Genomic DNA, 18,698 nt, shown 5'->3' with positions numbered 1-18,698 from the left:
GGGATAACATGAATATTGAGAATATAGAAGCGTTTATTTATGTATGCCAGCTAGGCAGTATCAATAAAGCTGCAGAAGCACTGTATTTAACCCAGCCTTCTGTTTCGGCACGTATTCAATCGTTAGAAAAAGAATTAGATCTGAAATTATTTGATAGACAGAGAAATAAATTATCTCTGACGGAAAAAGGTGAACAGTTTTACCCTCATGCCAAAAAGATTCTCCATTCTTATCAAGAAGCAAAGCATAGTCTCAAACAAACGATGATCCCTTATGAATTGACGATTGGATGCGCTTCCTCTATTTCCAATAATCTATTGCCTAACATATTGCCCGCCCTAAAAGAAAAATACGAAAACCTGAAAGTGAAAATTGTAACAGGACATTCAAAGGATGTTGTCCAAAAAGTGATTAACAACCAAGTAGACTTTGGCATTGTCAGGACTGAAACACATCCTCAAATTGAATCAATCCCGATTTTCAGCGATCCAATCGGGCTGTTCGTCCCAACTCATCACCCTCTTGCCAGCCATGACAACATCAATATGAATGAACTAGAAGAACAACCTTTTATTTTCTTTGACTATGGGTCATTTGATTGGTTGATGCTCCACCGATTATTTCAAAAAAACAACATCACACCGAACATTTCCATTGAGGTTGATCATATGGAAACTGCAAAAAATTTGGTGCTGCAAGGGATGGGACTATCGTTTCTTCCTCATCATTGTGTTAGAAATGAAGTAAAACAAGGAACATTAAAACAAATTTCTATCGATCCATCTATCAATTTCAACATCAATATTGAGTTTATCTATAAAAAGGGAAAATCCAAATCCGTTTTCATTGATCAACTCAAACAGTTTTTTCATGAATTAGATTAAAAAAAGCCCTTTTTGGGGGCTTTTTTTCTTTCACTATCGTTTTTTCACTGGATGAATGTCCCCTCCCAAAAAGGCGATATTAGGATCTCCACTATTTTCTAGAAATTCAGCCATTTCTTGCAGCTCTTGTTTAATACAGTCATTCCTTGGCATATCTGGGTTTAACAGAAGGTTGGAGTGAATAGCAGTAGCTGTTTCATACAAGACATGTTGATCTTTTATCTGTTTGATGCACTGTTTCATGCGCAAGAAAAACCATGCGATCTCTTCAATGTCTTCCATCGGATAATGCGCTATTTTGAAGAGATTCTGCTGACGAAGGTCTCCTCTCTCAAAAATGTGTTCAAGCTCTTCTTTACTGATATATAAATCCGAAGCTTCCTCCTCAATCTCTATTACTTCAACCATGGCGTCGTCAGCTGTATATAATCGCTCAACAAATTCATCGAAACTATCTGCCAGCTTAAAATCTACTTCCAGCTCTAAATCGAAATAGTGAATAGGAGGATGTTCTTTCGTTTCTCGGTAATCTATTGCGATCCATGTATCTTCTTCTCCGCTGATGAAAATAAGTCCCTCGGGCAGCTCCAATTCATCACTTAACTGAGCGCTATTCATAATTCCATCATCTTTGGCGATTCCTCTTAGATGGTCGAATTGAACATGATCCTCTGCCCATGAATTCGGCCGTTCGGTTGGAAAAGCATTACGAACTGTAAAACCACCATTCCATTCTAAAATGAGCTTTTTATATGTATCAGGTAAAGTGACACCAAGTGCTGCCTCTGCTTCACGAATTTTTGCCTCATCTATTTTTTCTAACGTGAAAGGACTCTCTTCTTCTTTCTCCCAGAACGATTTCAAGGGGCATACCTCCCAATATTAATTGATATAAGTATATCATTCGTATTTTTAACATGGCGGGTCACCACCAGATACCCAGGACAATGATGGTTAGATCATAAAAAACACCTTTTTGTACTCTTAAAGAGGTCATAAATTTGACCATAAAACCAAATGATAAAACACAATAATATCCCTCCTTTACAATTGACTAACAGTCATTTATAATTGACCTCAAGTCATTTATAAATGACCCAAGGTCACCAAAAGGAGGAATTACAAATGAGTAAAAAAGTCGCTCTTATCACAGGTGCATCAGCAGGAATTGGAAAGTCCACAGCAATTGAATTAAATAAGAAAGGTTTCATTGTTTATGGTGCTGCTCGTCGAAAAGAAATGATGGAAGACCTCACCAATCAAGGAATTAACACCATGTCACTTGATGTCACCGATGAAGAGTCTATGGTAAACTGTGTACGTGAGATTTTGGACAAAGAAGGAAGAATCGACGTGCTTGTCAATAATGCGGGCTACGGCTCATATGGTGCGGTTGAAGATGTATCTATGGAAGAAGCTCGAAGACAAGTAGAAGTAAACCTGTTTGGACTTGCCAGAATGACGCAGCTTGTTCTGCCAAGTATGAGACAAAACAAATATGGAAAGATCATTAATATCTCTTCTATGGGTGGTAAAGTGTGGACATCATTTGGCGCATGGTATCACGCTACAAAATTTGCAGTAGAAGGTTTTTCTGATTGCTTACGGTTAGAAGTTGAACCATTTGGTATTGATGTCATAGTTGTGGAACCTGGCGGGATTGCAACCGACTGGGGAGTCATTGCAGCAGAAAAACTTAGAACCGCTTCTGCAAAAGGAGCTTATAAAGAAGCTGCCAACAAATCAGCAGACAACATGGTAAAAACTTATTCAGGAAGTAATTTAACAAAACCAGAAGTCATTGCAAATACAATTGTAAAAGCTGTCACTGTAACGAAACCTAAAACGCGCTATTTGGTTGGGTTTGGTGCTAAACCTATGGTGTTTATGAAGAATCTTCTTGGTGATCGTACGTTTGACAAGATCATTAAAAGATTCAGCTAATCACATGCTTCCTTATATATCACTTTGTCTGACTCCAAATCAAAATGATCCTTTGAAATGGAGGTTGAAAAATAATGAAAAGAGCGATGACAGATGAAGCTAAGGCTCTAAGAGCTCAAGCGATTTTAGATAAAGCAGCAGAGCTTTTTGAAACACATGAATATAACCAAATCAAAATGTCAGATATCGCCAAAGAAACGAAGCTGTCTAAAGGCATATTATTTGTTTATTTCAAAACGAAAGAAGCGCTGTTCTTCCAGCTATTATGCCGGGAATATGTAAAGAGACTAGAGCGATTCATTGAGATTATTTCTGAAACACAAATTAAAAACCTTCAGGATATCAAACATCTTTTTCTGAAGGAATTGGAAGAAATCATTGATAAAAATCATATGTACATCAGATTAGAAGCAATTCGCACTTCTGTTTTGGAAAGAAACGTAGACTCTGACACCATGCTTCAATCAAAAATGATGTTATTTCAAAAGCTAACGGAAATGACAGACTTACTTTGTCAAAATGATGTGATCAATGAGGCGCAAGTGATGGATATTTTTCAAGCTGAAGCAGCTATTATCACTGGATGCAAGCTTACTGCCACCTTATCTGATGAAGTCATAACTATTATAGAAAACCATAATATGCTTGAGTTTAAACGAGATTTTAAAACAGATGTGATGAATACAATGTCTTTTTATCTTGATGGTTATTTACACACCCTTGAAGCTTAACATAAATTATTGTGCACAACCAAAATGCATACAACGATTTTTCAGGAGATATGAACAGTTACTTCTTCCTAATGTTGATTTCGACAACGCCTACATGAAAACAGACCTCCTTAAGGTCTGTTTTTGTATTTGCTTATACAGCTGTGCCTCGATCAATCATAGTCGTGTTTCGATTTGATTTTTGTTGTTCTTCCATTGTTGTATTCCGAATTGTTTTTATTTCAATGATTTTCAAAGTTTCTGATGTTAAAACATTTAATTATCCATTGAATACAATCATTAAGGGTTTTTCAATAATCATTTACACTCTCCCCTATGAATATCATTTTGTTCTTTAAGAGACTTTCTATCATTATTCTGCTACTCTTTCCGAATCATTTCTTCTCTCATAGAGATTTGCTAAGCATAAGCAAACTCTTCACGATATATGGATACAACTTCTTTTCCTCTGATCCTTTAAATATTTTGTGTATATTTTCATTAGCTGCATCTGTATAAATTACCTTTAATGAATGGAGTAACTTTCATTTATTTTCAAACCAATATTACTTTGGAGTCTGATTTTCTTCTAATAATTTTATAATCTTTTCATTAGATTGTTGAATATTTCTCAAAATCGATACCATGTTTCCTGTAAATCCTATCAATATAATGAATAAAATAATGATCATCCACATAAAATTGCCTCCTATGGTTGAATTAACGTTCTAATAGAAGAATAGCCTCTAAAATTAACTTCCTCAAATTTAGTACTATTATCAAAAGGTGCAGGAAAAGCAATGACTTGAAAATTCTTTTCCTTTTTCACTTTTGGCAATTTTATTTGATAAACATTTGTTTTTTCACTTTCTACAGATACATACATCACAGGTTTTCCATTGAATTTTTGTTGATCGAATTCCGAGAATGCGACTAAAGCATAATTCATTTTTTCTTTACTTGTATTATCCACTTGGAGATAGACCGGCATTTGACTTTTTGAAGTATACAGCACTTTATTTGAAACCTTTCCTGAAGCCATGAAAATTTCTTCTCCAGTTAATTCATCCGTTTTATATATTGGAGAAAATTCACTTCTAATATGATGAGATGAAGCTTTTTTTGTAATGAATCGCATCATATAATTTTCTTGTAAACCTGTCGCTATATCTATATGACTATCTTTCAAATGATACTTTGCTTCGGGAACAATAATAAACGCTATTTCTCCAACATCTTTTGGTAATGTCGCTTTGATTGGTAATGTCATCACCTGGTCTTTAGTCATCTCAAATGTGTATGATTTAGCTGGTCTATGATTATCTGCAGAAAATGCTATTTGATTAAAATTTGCTAGTAAGAATAACGTGTACTTTCTATCTGCGTCTATGTAGTGTGAGAAGGAAAGAACTTTGTTCATTTGGTTCTTCTTAATCAAACCGATATCTAGAGTATCAAGAAGCTTCCCCTCAGGTTCATACATACCATATGATACGGTCTCCGTTCCTGGTCCAGTAACATCCAACATTTCATCATTATAGTCTATATCGCCAGAGACTTTTCCTTGTCTGACAAATAAAATAAAAGTCATTAGTAATACGATGAAAATGGTTATGAATAAAATTGTTCTATGTCTCATCATGTCTATTAAATTTTAAAAGTCTTTTGGCGACTAACAGTTTTATAACCACTATCTTTATATAAAGAGTTTCCAATCGCTTTACCTTTACATCCCCAGCCACCATCAACACCACCGGCAGCATTCGCTCCAGCATAATTTGATTTCTTCGCAGAATCGGTCTTGCTTTTAGAAAGTCCTCCATCTCCTCCATATAGTCGTGATTTTGCTTCTATATAATCAATTTTACCCTTTGACTTCGCTGTCGTTAACATGCTGTAGTTACATTGAAATATCTCGCCAATCAATCCACCAGTTTTTCTTAGTTTCCAATTCGTAACATAGTCAGCTTTTGCCGATTTTTTGTTAGTTGAATGCGATACAGAATCCGTTGAAGTATCCTCTGCAATTGTTATCCATTCAGTTTCATTTTTCTCAACAGTAGTTGCTGAAACAGTTGCAGGGAATATCGTGCTAGCTAAAAATATTGAAGACAGTAATAATGTATTGCTTTTTTTCATCATGTAAACCACCTTTATCAATTTTTAGAGTAAATACATATACATTTAATTCAATATAATGATTTTAAGATAGAGTGAGCATACATTTTTTCACATCCGACAAAATCACTGCTTTCTTCTATAAGAATCTGCCCGCCCTTTTTACAGTTTCAAAATATTCCATTACTCCGTAGTTCATCACCTATCATTAATTAATTTAGAAGCTTACATGACAAACACTCAGAATCATTTTTCAGGCCTACTACTCTTGAAGACAGTTTCAAGCTGAAAATTTCTATATCCCTATCCACACTCCATCAAATCCCTTTATATTACATTTATTATCACATAATGGAATTCATAAAACACCGAAAAGAAACCGCAAAAATAATTGAGAAACAAAACATGTTTGCCTTATTTGCAAACTAATAACTTCTTCATCACACAACAAATAAGCAGACTCGTTAAAGTCTGCTTTATGCTAACTTCTATAAACCATTGGAAACCTCTTGCAAATCACTTCTGACATTCAGGACATATCCAATGAATCGTCTAACCACTCTTCACAATGTTCTATAAGCCACCTCAAATATTCCACATATTGACCGACATGATAGCCATCACAAACAGCATGATGGACTTGAATCGCAACTGGCAAGATGATTTTTCCTTCTTTCATCTTAAATTGACCTAACGTAAATATTGGTAGTAAATAAGTTATATCTGTAGATACATTAAGGTTAAAAGAAGTAAAATCAATCCACGGCAGACTTGAAATATTGAACATGTTTTCTGGCATATGAGGTGTCGGAAATAGGTTGTTACTTTTGCTGTAAGTGTCCATGTCCGCTACACAGCTTTTATAAAACCGACCAAAGTTTTCGTCATAAGGCGTCCAAATACTTGAAAATGTCTTTGTTTCTTTATTTAAAATCGTATAACTAGGATGGAGAATCTCCCAGTAACCAAGTGCATCGTTCACTTGATCCATCCGAAACTCAGGAATTTGCTGCACAGCTCTTGCTAACAAATAAATTTGCACAGGATATACTTTTAGCCTTTTTTCTTTTAATATTGCATACAATTTCGTGATGTCTAGATCGATCACCAGGCTATATGTGCATCGGGTTACCGTCATATAATGATGAAAGTGCTCTTTTCTCGGATAATTTTCATCTATTTGTTTAAACATTTTTTATCTCCTCCTGAATGTAATTGCTTGTATTCAGGAGGAAGCTTTATCTGTTTTTACCACCACAATCATCCTTTCAAAAGATATATCATGTTTCTGTCTATTCAAAGACTACCATGAGCTTTGCCTACGTTAAAGCCTGCAGCAACTCTTCGTAAGTTATCTTGCCCAACGTGAATTTTTCTAGTGCTATATATGTATTCTCCGCTGAGGTATTCATTCTATTATGACAGTCATTCACTAGCTCATGTTCATTTGGTAATGGTTCATGTATATGTTCTGTTTTTCGAAATGCTTCATAGTATCTTATACCAAATATTCTTTGGGACATCGCATTGATGTGAATTCCGTCCGGATTAGGTATAAGGCCTTTCGCAGTAACATAATAACAATTTTCATGATGATTTGCATATTTTTGTAGTACCTCATTGATCAGTTGATATTCCACACATCCTGCGCCAAATGCTGTCTTTCCTAAGAAATCGCCCAAACCACCTATCACAAGCGGAATGTTAGGTACAGATAATTCAGTTCTTAGCTCATGAAATAATCTTCGTATTTTTTCATCGTATTCTTTGTATTTCCCATCCTGGCTGTCACTTTCTCCTTGATGCCATAATATCCCGGCCAATTCGCTATCTTCCTTTGCAAATGTAGCTTCATTTATTGCATGACGAAATAATGCCCCATCTCGTGACCACTCATCAATGGAACTGCCACCTTCGGCACATGGAATAAGACCAATTTTTTCTCCCTCATGATCCTTACACCAAGTCTCCGCGAAAGAAGCCGCTAGTCCTACGCCAGCTACCGGTCTATCAAAATGGATGGGCTCAGTCATCATTTGCCATCTACCATTTCGCAACATCATGATTCTTTCATTATAAATTGGTGGCACTTCATGCTTAAAGCCTCGACCCGCCATATTAGATTGTCCAATTAGTAAAAATGACTTCATATTTTTCTCCCCCTCTCTTTATTTTTCATATTTTTGTTGAAAGAACAGTAAACAGCAATTACTTAGGGTAAGATCCTGATGCATCTATCGATCAGGTGGATCGACCATGATCAATCCACTTAAACCATTTTAACAAGAAGAAATCTCTTGTCCATGTTGTCATATGGGCTTACGTTAAACTTGTGAAAAAAACATATTCATGTATAATACAATTGATGTATCATACATGAATTTTAGGAGGGTGACCTTTTTGAAAAGAGAAGATGCCTTAAAACTAAGATCAGATATTAAGAAAATGATTATAATAACTGGGGTTTTTGAATCTCAAAATTTGCCCAATGGACCATTTGAAAAACCTCTACCAACTTCTCAAATGATGGCGTTAGAGGAAATAGAGATGGAAAAATTAACTGTTTGGCAACTATCCAATAAACTTAGATTAGAGACTTCAACTGTAAGTAGATTGGTAGATAAGTTAGTAAAAAAGGGGCTTGTTTATCGTGAAGTAAATGAAGAAAACAGAAGAGAACTTTTTCTGCACCTCACAGAAAAAGGCCACATTACTGTTAATCGCTTAAGAGAACAATCCCTTACATTTTATCAACGTATCCTCAATAATTTATCAGAATCAGAACAAAAAATAGTTGTGGATGGTTTTGAATTATTTATTGATTCTATTTCTAAGTCTTTTGATTAGAGTGAGGTAAATCATACCCTTTGGAGGATAAAATGAGTTTGGATTTTGAACGTCCTATTATTGAACTAAAAGAGAAATTTGATGAATTAAAGAAAATGATGAAAGAACATAATGTAGATTTATCATCAGAAATCCATGTATTAGAAAAACGTTTAAATAAAATGCAAGATGAAATTTATTTTAATCTTACACCTTTTCAACGAGTTCAAATTGCAAGACTACGTAACCGGCCCACGACATTGGATTATATACCTTTATTGTTTACAAACTTTTTCGAACTTCATGGTGATCGATTATATGGCGATGATCAAGCAATGATAGGTGGTATTGCAAAATTTAAAGGGATGCCCGTTACGGTTATTGGTCATCAAAGAGGGAGAAGTACAAAGGAAAATATAGAAAGAAATTTTGGAATGGCACATCCAGAAGGATATAGAAAAGCGCTAAGACTGATGAAACAAGCTGATAAATTTAATCGCCCTATTATTACATTCATTGATACAATTGGCGCCTATCCAGGCAAAGGGTCTGAAGAACGTGGAATTTCTGAAGCGATAGCTCGAAATCTATTGGAAATGGCTACACTTAAAGTGCCAATTGTTTGTATTGTAATTGGAGAGGCATCAAGTGGTGGAGCTCTTGGTATTAGTGTCGGTAACCATATCCATATGTTAGAGTATTCATGGTACTCGGTCATTTCGCCAGAAGGAGCAGCATCTATCCTATGGAAGGATGCTAAGTATGCTCCAGAAGCTGCTGAACATATGAAAATTTCATCAAAAGATTTAAAGCATTTAGGAATTATTGATGAAATCATTCCTGAAATTAAGGGTGGAGCACAAAATGATATAAAATCACAAGCAAAATTGATTGAATCTGCAATCGAATCATCTCTTAAAAAATTGATACGATTATCCTCGGAAGAGCTTATACAACAGCGATATGAAAAGTATAGACAAATAGAGAATTATAAATGAAAATACTTAAAACCGTATTACATTTCTGAGGATTCTTACTAAAAAGTTCTAAATATTTTGTAAGTAACCTCTTAAACTTGATATGCTGATACTATTAAAAGTGTGTGATCGGTATGGAAAAGGGATTTTTTGATTCTAAAAATACTGAGAAACAATCTGGTGGATAAAGTTCGTCCCCAATTCGTCCCCAATCAAAAGAAACAGAACAAATTTTCGTTGTCAAAAAAACAAAAAACCCTTGCTAGGCAAGGGTTTAAACGATGATTCCGACTGGGCTCGAACCAGCGACCTCTACCCTGTCAAGGTAGCGCTCTCCCAGCTGAGCTACGGAATCGGGTTATGTATCAGTTCTGGGCTTTCTGTTACTGACAGTCTCTATTATATAACCATCATGATCAATCGTCAATGGTTTTGTTCAAAAAAGGCACAAAGCCGGTATCCATACCGGCTTTTTACTGACTTTTATGATTGCTTCACAAGAACTGGCTTTAGTTGATCTAGTGCTTGTTTGAAGTCCCTTTTGAGGTCTTCTCCGTTTTCTACGCCCACACTTAATCGAAGTAAACCATCCGAGATACCTCTTTTTTCTCTTTCTTCTTTTGGCATAGCGGCATGTGACATTTTGGCCGGATAGGAAAGAATGGATTCGACTGCTCCGAGGCTGACGGCGAATACAGGTAATGTAACGCCATCGACCAATTCTTTGACAGCCGCTTGGTTTTCTAGTTCAAATGAAAGAACAGCACCTGCACCGCTCGCCTGCTTCCGCTGAATGTCTGCCCCTGGGTGATCATCTAATCCTGGGTAATATACTTTTTTGACCGCAGGATGTTCTTTGAGGAATGAAGCCAGTTCTAATGCGGTTTGACTGGCTTTTTCTAATCTGACTTGAAGGGTCTTTAATCCTCTAAGCACAAGCCAGCAATCCTGTACGCCAAGTACCGCCCCGAAGGAGTTTTGCAGCGAATAAAGTTCGTCTCCTAGCTTCTCATCTTTCACCACGGCTAAGCCTGACAGTACATCACTGTGGCCGCTTAAAAATTTCGTTGCGCTGTGCAGCACAACGTCAACACCAAGGTCCAGCGGACGCTGAAGCGCAGGCGTTAAAAACGTATTATCTAAGAAAGTCAGACAGTCATGTTCTTTCGCAATCTGTACGACACCTTCAATATCCGTAATACCGAGTGTAGGGTTTGACGGTGTTTCCATGTAAATGACTTTTGTATTTGATTGAATGCCTTGTTTCACTTCATTCAAATTGGTCATGTCCACAAAGGTATGCTCAATCCCAAATCTTGAAAGAACTTGGGTGATCATTCGGAAAGTCCCGCCGTACACATCTCTTGTGACAAGGACATGATCTCCTTTTGATAATAGAAGAAAAGCGGTTGAAATGGCTGCCATACCTGACGCAAAGGCAAGCCCTCTCGTTCCTCCTTCTAGCGCTGCAATGGTATCCTCCAATGCCTGACGTGTAGGGGTGCCTGATCTGGAGTAGTCATATTGACCGAAGTCATCGAAGCTGCTTTGGTGAAACGTCGATGCATGTTGAATCGGTACACTGACTGCACCTGTTGAACGGTCTGTTTTAAACGCATTATGAACGAGTTGTGTTTCTAGTGTCCAATCGTGTGTGGTCATTTCGTGTGTACCTCCTCTTTCACATTTGATAGTGCCTGTTTCAGGTCTGCTTTTAGGTCCTCCACATGCTCAATCCCGACTGAGAAACGGAGCAATTTGTTACAAACACCGTTTGCGATGCGAATCTCTTCTGGGATGTCCATATGGGTTTGCGTTGCAGGATACGTAATGAAGCTTTCGACTCCGCCAAGGCTTTCAGCAAAACAAATCGTTTTCAGCTGCTTCAAAAATGGATTGACCCAGTCCTCTTTGGCTACTCGGAATGACAGCATGCCTCCCTTTCCTGGGTAAAGGACATCTTGAATTTCAGGCTGCTGCTTTAGAAAATCAGCTAATTCCTTCGCATTTGCTTCGTGCTGACGCATTCTCAGCGCCAATGTTTTCATTCCTCTCATTAAAAGCCATGAGTCAAATGGAGATAAAACCGCCCCAATGGCGTTTTGATGCTGGAACATGTCTTCCGATAGCTTCTCTCCTTTTGTGACGACAAGTCCGGCAAGAACATCGTTATGTCCGCCTAAATATTTGGTTGCACTATGAATGACAATGTCCGCTCCGAGTGTAATCGGTTTTTGCAAGACGGGCGTATAAAAGGTGTTATCCACAATGACCAATGCACCATGTTCTTTTGCGATCTTCGCAACCTTTTGAATATCCGCTTCCTGCATGAGTGGGTTTGTTGGCGTTTCAATAAAGACGGCTTTTGTATTTGGCGTCATTTTAGAGCGTAAACAGTCTTCATCTGAAAAATCATCATAAACAAAGCGCAGTCCGTACTTTTTCCATTCGTTTTCAAATAGACGGTATGTACCGCCATATAAATCTGATGAAACAATGAGTTCATCCCCGCTCTCAAACAGCGCCATGATCGTTTGGATGGCAGCCATTCCCGAACTGAAGGCAAAACCGGCCGTTCCTTCTTCGAGTGAAGCAATTGCATCTTCTACAAGCTGCCTTGTTGGGTTTTTCGTCCGAATATAATCAAATCCTGTTGAATCCCCAATGCCTCTATGTCTGTAAGCTGTTGAAAGATAAATGGGAGGACTGACAGTACCAGTCACCTCTTCGCTGCGGTTTCCAATTTGCGCTAACTTCGTTTCCACATGTTCTGTCATTTGACACCATCCTAAGTAAAAATCTAATTTCAAAACAGAAAAACCCCTTCTTCATAAGAAGAAGGGGTTTAATCGCTTCCTCTTATCTTCCAAGCAAAAAAGCTGCTTGCTGGATTTAGCACCTTGGTACATCACATGAAGTGATGCATACCGGTTGCTGAGGTTTCAAAGGGCCAGTCCCTCCACCTCTCACGATAAGAATGTGTTGTCTGTCTGTTCTAATTCTTAATACTGTAACGCATTAAACCTCATTTTTCAAGGGGAAATGTAACGATTAATTAAAATTTTCTGTATTTTGTAGCAGATTGAATGTTAGCCAATTTGATTGCATGTTAGCATATAGGAACAACGCTGTTTTTCGTGTTACAATGAATGGAAACGTTTCACTTATGATGAATTTGGTTAGCTGGAGGAATGGATTATGGTGAAGAAAACAGGCATCATTCAAGAAGAAACCTTACAGTCAAAAGAACTTGGGGCAGATATGACCATTTTGATTTATTTGCCAGTCAATTACTCCCCCCTTTATACATATCATGTCATCATTGCACAAGATGGTCATGATTATTTCCGTCTAGGTAAAATAGGCAGACAAGCGGAAGAATTAATGCAAAACAAAGAAATGGAACGCTCGATTATCATTGGTGTCCCATATGAAAATGTTACTGAAAGACGAAATACGTATCATCCAGACGGACCAAAGTTCGAGGCGTATAAACGCTTTTTGGCAAATGAACTAGTTCCGTATATTGATGAACACTATCCAACGTATCAAGTTGGATCAGGTCGTACATTTATTGGTGATTCATTAGGTGCTACGATCTCACTTATGACAGCCATTGATTATCCTTCGTTATTTGGCGGACTGATTTTGCAGTCTCCTTACGTGGATGAGTCGGTTCTGCAAGCAGTCAAACAGTCATCATCCCTTGCTCATTATGCCATTATCCATCAAATCGGGTTAGAAGAAACAGCTGTGAAAACGACAGATGGGCAAGTGCTAGACTTTATTCAGCCGAACGAAGAATTAAAGGTCCTTTTGGAGAAGTCCGGTGCGGATTATTTATTTGAGACATTCGAAGGCGATCATAAATGGACGTTTTGGCAGCCGCTCATTTCACCTTCGTTAAAAAGAATGCTCCCATATTCGTTAATCAACTGAATTTTGTTATAATAAAAAATAATAAATACTTTCTTAATCAGGAGGGAACATGATGAAATACGGAGTTGTTTTATTTCCATCAAAAAAATTGCAAGACATTGCGAACTCTTATCGGAAACGTTATGATCCGAACTATGCACTCATACCACCTCATTTAACATTAAGAACACCTTTTGAATTAACGGATCTAGAAGCAGCTGAGGTCGTCTCCACCTTGCGAGAGTACGCAAAAAATGCTTCTCCTATTACGTTACGTATTAAAAAATTCAGTTCATTCGCTCCTGTAAACAACGTGATTTATATGAAAGTAGAACCGAACGAAGAATTAATGACTCTTAATGAGAAGTTGTACACTGATCCGCTTGCTGGTACACCTGAATATGCATTTGTCCCGCATGTGACAGTGGCTCAAAAGTTATCAGACGATGAGCATTCAGACGTTCTAGGCACATTGAAGCTGAGAAAAATTGACCACGAGGAAACGGTTGACCGCTTCCACCTTTTATATCAATTAGAGAACGGTTCTTGGACCGTTTATGAAACATTTATCTTAGGAGAAGAGGGTTAAAGACATTTGAATACAGTCATCGTAAAAGAACAAACACAACGAGAAGATGCTTATTATGTTCGAAAAGAAGTTTTCGTAAAAGAACAAGAAGTCCCGTTAGAGATCGAAATTGATGAACTTGAGGACGAAGCCATTCACTTTGTCATTTATAATGATGACAACAAACCACAAGCTGCTGCTAGACTGCGCATAATTGAAGGTCATAAAGCAAAGCTTGAACGAATTTGTGTATTAAAAGAGGCGCGCTCTTTCGGTCTTGGCCACCAGCTTTTAGAAGCACTTGAGTCTGAAGCGATGGCAAACGGAGCGAAAGAAGCTGTCATGCATGCACAAGTCCAAGCTCTTCCTTTCTACGAAAAGAAAGGCTACAAAGCCATTTCAGAACCGTTTGAAGAAGCAGGGATTACACATGTCAAAATGACAAAAACACTATCCGTTTAACGAAAATAAAAAGCCAGGGCATCATGGATGCTCTGGCTTTTTATTGATTCCATCTCGTTCGCTCAGGAAGAAAGCGCAGTCATTTAGACGTAAGTATTGATATGAACGCCCTTACCTTCTTCCATAAACATATCTCGTACAAAGCGTTCCCGCTTTTTTTGCTGTACTTTCGTTTCCGCTTCTGTCACTAAGTCCTCTTTTTTCTCCAGCTCTCTGTATACCTTGTCATGAAAGGTGCGGGTGACCTTCGTCACTTTCGCATAGTCTTCTTTATCCTGAGGAGCAGGACGATTGATATATTGAAAATACAGATCCGGCTGAATCGGGGCTATATATCCCATCAAGAACGCCTCCTTTGCTTCTCTTCTATTCTACTATTCCCTAATTATGACTGTTTGAAACACGCCTCATTTGATATGATTAGATGTGTTTCTTTTTAAGATTGATTGACTATTGGAGGACTAGCTTTGAAATGCGCACGACGACATGATCGAACGATCTCATTACATACATATTCGAGAGAACACTATCAATTCCTCCATGATGAGGGGAAAAAAGGGCATTTATCTTGCCCATATTGCGGACAACCCGTCTTTTTTAGATTAAATATACATGAAGAACCTGCCTTTATCCATAAGCAAATATCTCAGCAAGAGATTTGCGAAAAAAGAGAACAACAAGAGGAAAAGAAACCGGCTGAACGAGAGGAAGATGCATCCTACAAAGAACTTGGCGGCTTTCGCTTTCCAACCGGCAAACAGATCATCTCACAAACAGAAGATTCGGATGACTGGCAGGAACCACGGTCCATTCAATTTGGCGAAACCTTTCATTTAGAAAAGAATGAAGAAGTGCATACCATTGACCTCTTTCCACACATCACCTTTAGCGCACCACAGCTTCAAGCAGTCACACACAAAGACGGTCCGATGCTTGTGCTAGCTGGCGCCGGCAGCGGGAAAACAAGGGTACTGACAGCAAGAGCTGCTTATCTGATGTCATACCATCAAATCCCTGCTCACCATATCCTGCTCGTGACCTTCACCACAAAAGCAAGCAGTGAAATGAAAGAAAGACTGCGTATGCAGTATCAGCTTCATCCTTCACAGGCGAGCCAAGTTGTGACAGGCACATTCCACAGTCTATTTTATAAAATGCTGCTTCACGATGATCGGGGTAAATGGAACGGACAGCATTTGATTAAATTCGACTGGCAAAAAGAGCAGTATATTCGCAAAGCGATCATGAATGAAGGACTTGATGAAAAAGACTATCCAACCGATCAAGTGCTGCAATCAATCGGCTATTGGAAAAATGCTTTTTTACCAAACGAACTTCCTGAGCTGAAAGATGAAAAGGAAAAGCAAATGTGGACAATCTATCAGTCATACGAACAGCAAAAGCGTGAAAATCAACAATTTGACTTTGATGACATGGCGATTGCCTGTTTACACATGCTGAATAAGCAGCCTGAATTGCTCAAACAATATCAAGAACGATTCAAGTATATTTTAGTAGATGAATTTCAAGATATTAATCCCGTACAATATCAATTAATCCAGCTTTTAGCTGGAGAATCCGAGCAGCTATTTTGTGTAGGCGATGATGATCAAGCCATCTATGCATTTAGAGGAAGCAATCCTGCTTTTATTCTTGACTTCAAACAGGACTATCCTTCGGCCGAGATCGTCCATTTACATGCAAATTACCGCTCTCATCATACGATTGTCGCAAGTGCAGACGCCATTATTAAGAAGAACCAGCATCGTTACGAGAAAACGTTAAAAGCCGTTCGCGTGGAGAAAATTCCGCCGACTCTTTTTTATCCATATGACGAGGAAGAGGAAGCGACCATGATCGTAGCAGATATTCAGGAGAAAATTAAAAACGGTGCAAAACCGAATGACTTTTGCGTGCTGTTTAGAACGAATACAGGAGGCCGCGCGATTTATGAACGTCTTCATCAATCGGCGATTCCGTATCAAACCGATGCTGGTGTAAAAGCCTTTTATAGCAGAAGAATTGTTCGGGTGCTGCTCGCTTTTCTTTCGCTAAGTCAGGATGCAGATGATGTCGCCGCAATGAAGCTGCTGCTGCCCATTTTCTTTTTAAAGCAGCAAACACTGAATACCCTGAAGGCGCTGACCATTACAGAAGATTGTTCTATGGTAGAGGCACTTGGAAAGCTAACAGACATTCAGCCGTTTCAGCGCAAAAAACTGCAATCGATCGTTCCCCTGTTTCGAACGTTAAAATCGTTAAAGCCATCTGAAGCTGTAGCGTTTATTGAACAAAGGATGGGACTTGGTGATTTTTTTAAAAAACGCGTGAATGATACGAATGTGCTTGAAAAAGGAACAGATGATGTACGAGATGTGAAAACAGCGGCGAAACGTTTTGAAACAATTGAAGCCTTCCTCGCTCATGCCGAACATATGAAATCTGCTGAAAAGGAAAAATCAGATGAACCAGGCGTTCAGCTCATGACGATCCACCGTGCGAAGGGACTAGAATTCCAAACAGTGTACATCACGAGCGTGGTTGATGGGGCGCTCCCTCATGACTTTGCACTTGATGAGCTGAGAAACGGTGATGAAGAAGCCATTGAAGAGGAGCGACGCTTATTATATGTTGCCATGACGAGAGCTGAACAATCCCTTTATCTATCAGTTCCTTCATATAGAAGAGGAAAAACTGCTCATCGTTCCCGCTTTTTGTACCCTCTTTTAAAGAAACATCGTGAAGGTTTTACCCAAAAACAACAGGCCCCCCTTTAAATGGAGAGCCTGTTGTTTATTTTTTGTTGTTCATCATTTTAGCGATTGTATTAAAATCAAGCTTTTCTTTTCCACTTGTAATCGATTGAACGATTTTGTCTTCCATTTCTTTAGGTACACGTTTGTTTGCAAGCTGCGCTACTTTTTTAATGACACCTCGAACGGTATTCTCATCTTTAAAGTTCGCGTTTTGCAAAGAACCTGCAAGCTTAAAGACATCATTCATATTTACACCTGTTTTATTTTCCACACTTTTAAAGAACTTATTATCCATTCCTTTGCCTCCTCTTTGTGGAGTAATCACCTTACTATATGAAAATAGGCGAGATATGTGCCTATCCTGCTGCCTTGTTAGCAAAGAGAAAGGAAAGCAAAAGGCTTCCCTATTGCTTCCCTCACCTTCTTACTGTTTAGTTAAAGAAAGAAGCACCAACGATGATTAGAAGAATGAAAAGCACGACGACAAGAACAAAAGTTGAACCATAACCGCCGCCGTAGCCGCCGCCATAACCTCCGCAATAACCGCCACCGTAACCGTAACAACTCATATTTAAGCACCTCCTCTTCTCCCTTACAAAATATGAAAAATACATGAAATGGTTTGGACGATCACATAAAAAAGTGCGGAATTTTTATTTCTGCTGTTTAAAGACGTAATCTGCCTCTCCATGACGGATCATGAATGCTTCTGTTTCTTTCGCAAAAGTATCCATTTTCTCGCCAAATGCTTTTAAGTGCTCTTCAAGATCCTTCGCTTTATTCGCTAGATCCATTTCAGCTTTTTCGTGCGCTTGCTCTTTCCCATCATGGGGTTTAGTGAACAAGGAACCGATTAATTGTTCGAATGCATCCATTCTGGTCACCCCTTCTCTCTTACATATGCATCACCCAAAAAAAGGGCAACAAAAAAACCGGATAAATCCGGCTTTTGTTTTTCCCTATTGAGGTTTCTTTTTCTTCCCGCAGCCGCAGCCAGTCTTCTTGATTTTCTTCGTATATACAGATTGTTGATTTGACTGCGCTGGATACCCTTGAAGCATATGTGACGGTGTTTCAGTTGGTTTCATCGCAACCCTTCCTTTCCTATTCCGTGTTAGTATATGCATTTTCTTTAAGCGTGTCTGATCAGAATGCCTGTTTATTTCACAAGCTTCGACACGACTGCTTCAATCAAGCCTGCTGCGGCGGCAATCGCTAATAGTAAATTAAGCCACATGCTGATGACAGGAAAAAATATGTATATCAGTAGTAAAGCAGCAGTGCACCACATACCCGTACACCAATAACAGCTTAACAGCTCTCCTATCCAAGATCGCAGTCCCTTCCCCTTAATGACGATATAGGTCTCGACTTCACCTTGTTCGTTTACCTCTTCTTGCTCTTCATGAAATAGACGGCGAAAGGGGGCTGTAATCGTATCAAACACGATCAATCTCGTCAGCCTAAAGGATGCGAGGGCAAATATAGCAAATGACAAAGCGCCGCTCATGGAACCTCCACCTCCTTCATTCTTC

22 protein-coding genes, 1 tRNA gene and 1 riboswitch are annotated in these 18,698 nt (G+C 38.5%); of the genes, 9 read left to right on the top strand and 14 right to left on the bottom strand.

Annotation, left to right across the window (positions count from 1 at the left end):
* Positions 1 to 8: 8 nt before the first annotated feature.
* On the top strand, positions 9 to 884 hold the full coding sequence (locus tag AC0VYC_RS05940; RefSeq protein ID WP_039168805.1) for a LysR family transcriptional regulator: 876 nt from the start codon (positions 9 to 11) through the stop codon (positions 882 to 884).
* Between the two features lie 33 nt (positions 885 to 917).
* Here AC0VYC_RS05940 and AC0VYC_RS05935 read toward each other — a convergent pair whose 3' ends face one another.
* Complete coding sequence (locus tag AC0VYC_RS05935; protein ID WP_178930059.1) at positions 918 to 1,748, bottom strand: SMI1/KNR4 family protein; 831 nt, start codon at positions 1,746 to 1,748, stop codon at positions 918 to 920.
* 261 nt (positions 1,749 to 2,009) lie between these two features.
* Here AC0VYC_RS05935 and AC0VYC_RS05930 point away from each other — a divergent pair, with 261 nt between their 5' ends.
* Together AC0VYC_RS05930 and AC0VYC_RS05925 are read left to right on the top strand one after the other, a co-directional pair.
* Positions 2,010 to 2,828: an oxidoreductase gene (locus AC0VYC_RS05930; protein ID WP_268362300.1), complete on the top strand. Its 819-nt coding sequence runs from the start codon at positions 2,010 to 2,012 to the stop codon at positions 2,826 to 2,828.
* Positions 2,829 to 2,902: 74 nt separating this feature from the next.
* Positions 2,903 to 3,559, top strand: coding sequence for a TetR/AcrR family transcriptional regulator (locus AC0VYC_RS05925; RefSeq protein WP_178930057.1), 657 nt, complete (start codon positions 2,903 to 2,905; stop codon positions 3,557 to 3,559).
* 688 nt (positions 3,560 to 4,247) lie between these two features.
* On the opposite strand, the gene AC0VYC_RS05920 is transcribed toward AC0VYC_RS05925, so the two are convergent.
* The 4 genes from AC0VYC_RS05920 to AC0VYC_RS05905 all read right to left on the bottom strand — a co-directional run bounded on the left by AC0VYC_RS05920 (position 4,248) and on the right by AC0VYC_RS05905 (position 7,806).
* Positions 4,248 to 5,180 carry a hypothetical protein gene (locus tag AC0VYC_RS05920; RefSeq protein WP_427243851.1) on the bottom strand — a complete coding sequence of 311 codons (933 nt, stop codon included), beginning with the start codon at positions 5,178 to 5,180 and terminating at the stop codon, positions 4,248 to 4,250.
* 5 nt (positions 5,181 to 5,185) lie between these two features.
* Positions 5,186 to 5,680, bottom strand: a complete 495-nt coding sequence (locus tag AC0VYC_RS05915; protein WP_475389674.1) for a hypothetical protein — start codon at positions 5,678 to 5,680, stop codon at positions 5,186 to 5,188.
* 505 nt (positions 5,681 to 6,185) lie between these two features.
* Positions 6,186 to 6,848, bottom strand: coding sequence for a type A chloramphenicol O-acetyltransferase (gene catA / locus AC0VYC_RS05910; protein ID WP_178930055.1), 663 nt, complete (start codon positions 6,846 to 6,848; stop codon positions 6,186 to 6,188).
* A gap of 127 nt (positions 6,849 to 6,975) precedes the next feature.
* Complete coding sequence (locus AC0VYC_RS05905) at positions 6,976 to 7,806, bottom strand: sialate O-acetylesterase (RefSeq protein WP_178930052.1); 831 nt, start codon at positions 7,804 to 7,806, stop codon at positions 6,976 to 6,978.
* A gap of 250 nt (positions 7,807 to 8,056) precedes the next feature.
* On the opposite strand from AC0VYC_RS05905, the gene AC0VYC_RS05900 reads away from it, so the two are divergent.
* Positions 8,057 to 8,503 (top strand): MarR family winged helix-turn-helix transcriptional regulator, encoded by a 447-nt coding sequence (locus AC0VYC_RS05900; protein ID WP_047945567.1) that lies wholly within the window; start codon positions 8,057 to 8,059, stop codon positions 8,501 to 8,503.
* A gap of 32 nt (positions 8,504 to 8,535) precedes the next feature.
* The gene (locus tag AC0VYC_RS05895; protein ID WP_216894921.1) at positions 8,536 to 9,480 is read left to right on the top strand and encodes an acetyl-CoA carboxylase carboxyltransferase subunit alpha; all 945 of its coding nucleotides are present in this window, start codon (positions 8,536 to 8,538) and stop codon (positions 9,478 to 9,480) included.
* Between the two features lie 261 nt (positions 9,481 to 9,741).
* On the opposite strand, the gene AC0VYC_RS05890 is transcribed toward AC0VYC_RS05895, so the two are convergent.
* The 3 genes from AC0VYC_RS05890 to AC0VYC_RS05880 form a co-directional block, all read right to left on the bottom strand.
* A tRNA-Val gene (locus tag AC0VYC_RS05890) sits at positions 9,742 to 9,814 on the bottom strand.
* A gap of 128 nt (positions 9,815 to 9,942) precedes the next feature.
* The gene (metC, locus tag AC0VYC_RS05885) at positions 9,943 to 11,121 is read right to left on the bottom strand and encodes a cystathionine beta-lyase (protein WP_407708351.1); all 1,179 of its coding nucleotides are present in this window, start codon (positions 11,119 to 11,121) and stop codon (positions 9,943 to 9,945) included.
* On the bottom strand, positions 11,118 to 12,236 hold the full coding sequence (locus AC0VYC_RS05880) for a methionine biosynthesis PLP-dependent protein (RefSeq protein ID WP_475389671.1): 1,119 nt from the start codon (positions 12,234 to 12,236) through the stop codon (positions 11,118 to 11,120). The genes metC and AC0VYC_RS05880 overlap by 4 nt, the downstream gene beginning before the upstream one ends.
* 79 nt (positions 12,237 to 12,315) lie before the next feature.
* Positions 12,316 to 12,437: riboswitch (SAM riboswitch) on the bottom strand.
* Between the two features lie 220 nt (positions 12,438 to 12,657).
* Here AC0VYC_RS05880 and AC0VYC_RS05875 point away from each other — a divergent pair.
* Genes AC0VYC_RS05875 through AC0VYC_RS05865 form a run of 3 tightly spaced genes read left to right on the top strand, consistent with a single transcriptional unit; the run spans position 12,658 to position 14,407 of the window.
* Positions 12,658 to 13,398 (top strand): esterase family protein, encoded by a 741-nt coding sequence (locus AC0VYC_RS05875; protein WP_019743058.1) that lies wholly within the window; start codon positions 12,658 to 12,660, stop codon positions 13,396 to 13,398.
* Positions 13,399 to 13,450: 52 nt separating this feature from the next.
* A complete protein-coding gene (locus AC0VYC_RS05870) occupies positions 13,451 to 13,966 on the top strand; it encodes a YjcG family protein (protein ID WP_024720139.1) in 516 nt (171 codons plus the stop codon).
* A gap of 6 nt (positions 13,967 to 13,972) precedes the next feature.
* Positions 13,973 to 14,407, top strand: a complete 435-nt coding sequence (locus AC0VYC_RS05865; protein WP_047945552.1) for a GNAT family N-acetyltransferase — start codon at positions 13,973 to 13,975, stop codon at positions 14,405 to 14,407.
* 83 nt (positions 14,408 to 14,490) lie between these two features.
* Here AC0VYC_RS05865 and AC0VYC_RS05860 read toward each other — a convergent pair whose 3' ends face one another.
* Positions 14,491 to 14,748 (bottom strand): hypothetical protein, encoded by a 258-nt coding sequence (locus AC0VYC_RS05860; protein WP_008348414.1) that lies wholly within the window; start codon positions 14,746 to 14,748, stop codon positions 14,491 to 14,493.
* A gap of 126 nt (positions 14,749 to 14,874) precedes the next feature.
* On the opposite strand from AC0VYC_RS05860, the gene AC0VYC_RS05855 reads away from it, so the two are divergent.
* A complete protein-coding gene (locus AC0VYC_RS05855; RefSeq protein WP_475389669.1) occupies positions 14,875 to 17,184 on the top strand; it encodes an ATP-dependent helicase in 2,310 nt (769 codons plus the stop codon).
* 16 nt (positions 17,185 to 17,200) lie between these two features.
* Here AC0VYC_RS05855 and spoVIF read toward each other — a convergent pair whose 3' ends face one another.
* From spoVIF to AC0VYC_RS05830, 5 genes are all read right to left on the bottom strand, one after another.
* The gene (gene spoVIF, locus AC0VYC_RS05850) at positions 17,201 to 17,458 is read right to left on the bottom strand and encodes a sporulation-specific transcription regulator SpoVIF (protein WP_008348417.1); all 258 of its coding nucleotides are present in this window, start codon (positions 17,456 to 17,458) and stop codon (positions 17,201 to 17,203) included.
* Between the two features lie 136 nt (positions 17,459 to 17,594).
* Positions 17,595 to 17,732, bottom strand: coding sequence for a YjcZ family sporulation protein (locus AC0VYC_RS05845; RefSeq protein ID WP_008348419.1), 138 nt, complete (start codon positions 17,730 to 17,732; stop codon positions 17,595 to 17,597).
* 84 nt (positions 17,733 to 17,816) lie between these two features.
* The gene (locus AC0VYC_RS05840) at positions 17,817 to 18,038 is read right to left on the bottom strand and encodes a hypothetical protein (protein WP_008348420.1); all 222 of its coding nucleotides are present in this window, start codon (positions 18,036 to 18,038) and stop codon (positions 17,817 to 17,819) included.
* Positions 18,039 to 18,122: 84 nt separating this feature from the next.
* Complete coding sequence (locus tag AC0VYC_RS05835; RefSeq protein WP_008348422.1) at positions 18,123 to 18,251, bottom strand: hypothetical protein; 129 nt, start codon at positions 18,249 to 18,251, stop codon at positions 18,123 to 18,125.
* Positions 18,252 to 18,322: 71 nt separating this feature from the next.
* The gene (locus AC0VYC_RS05830) at positions 18,323 to 18,673 is read right to left on the bottom strand and encodes a DUF1360 domain-containing protein (protein WP_035700339.1); all 351 of its coding nucleotides are present in this window, start codon (positions 18,671 to 18,673) and stop codon (positions 18,323 to 18,325) included.
* Positions 18,674 to 18,698 lie beyond the last annotated feature (25 nt).

It is taken from the genome of Bacillus sp. iso_77 (genome assembly GCF_056173625.1).
This window is presented reverse-complemented; position numbering and strand designations above follow the sequence as displayed.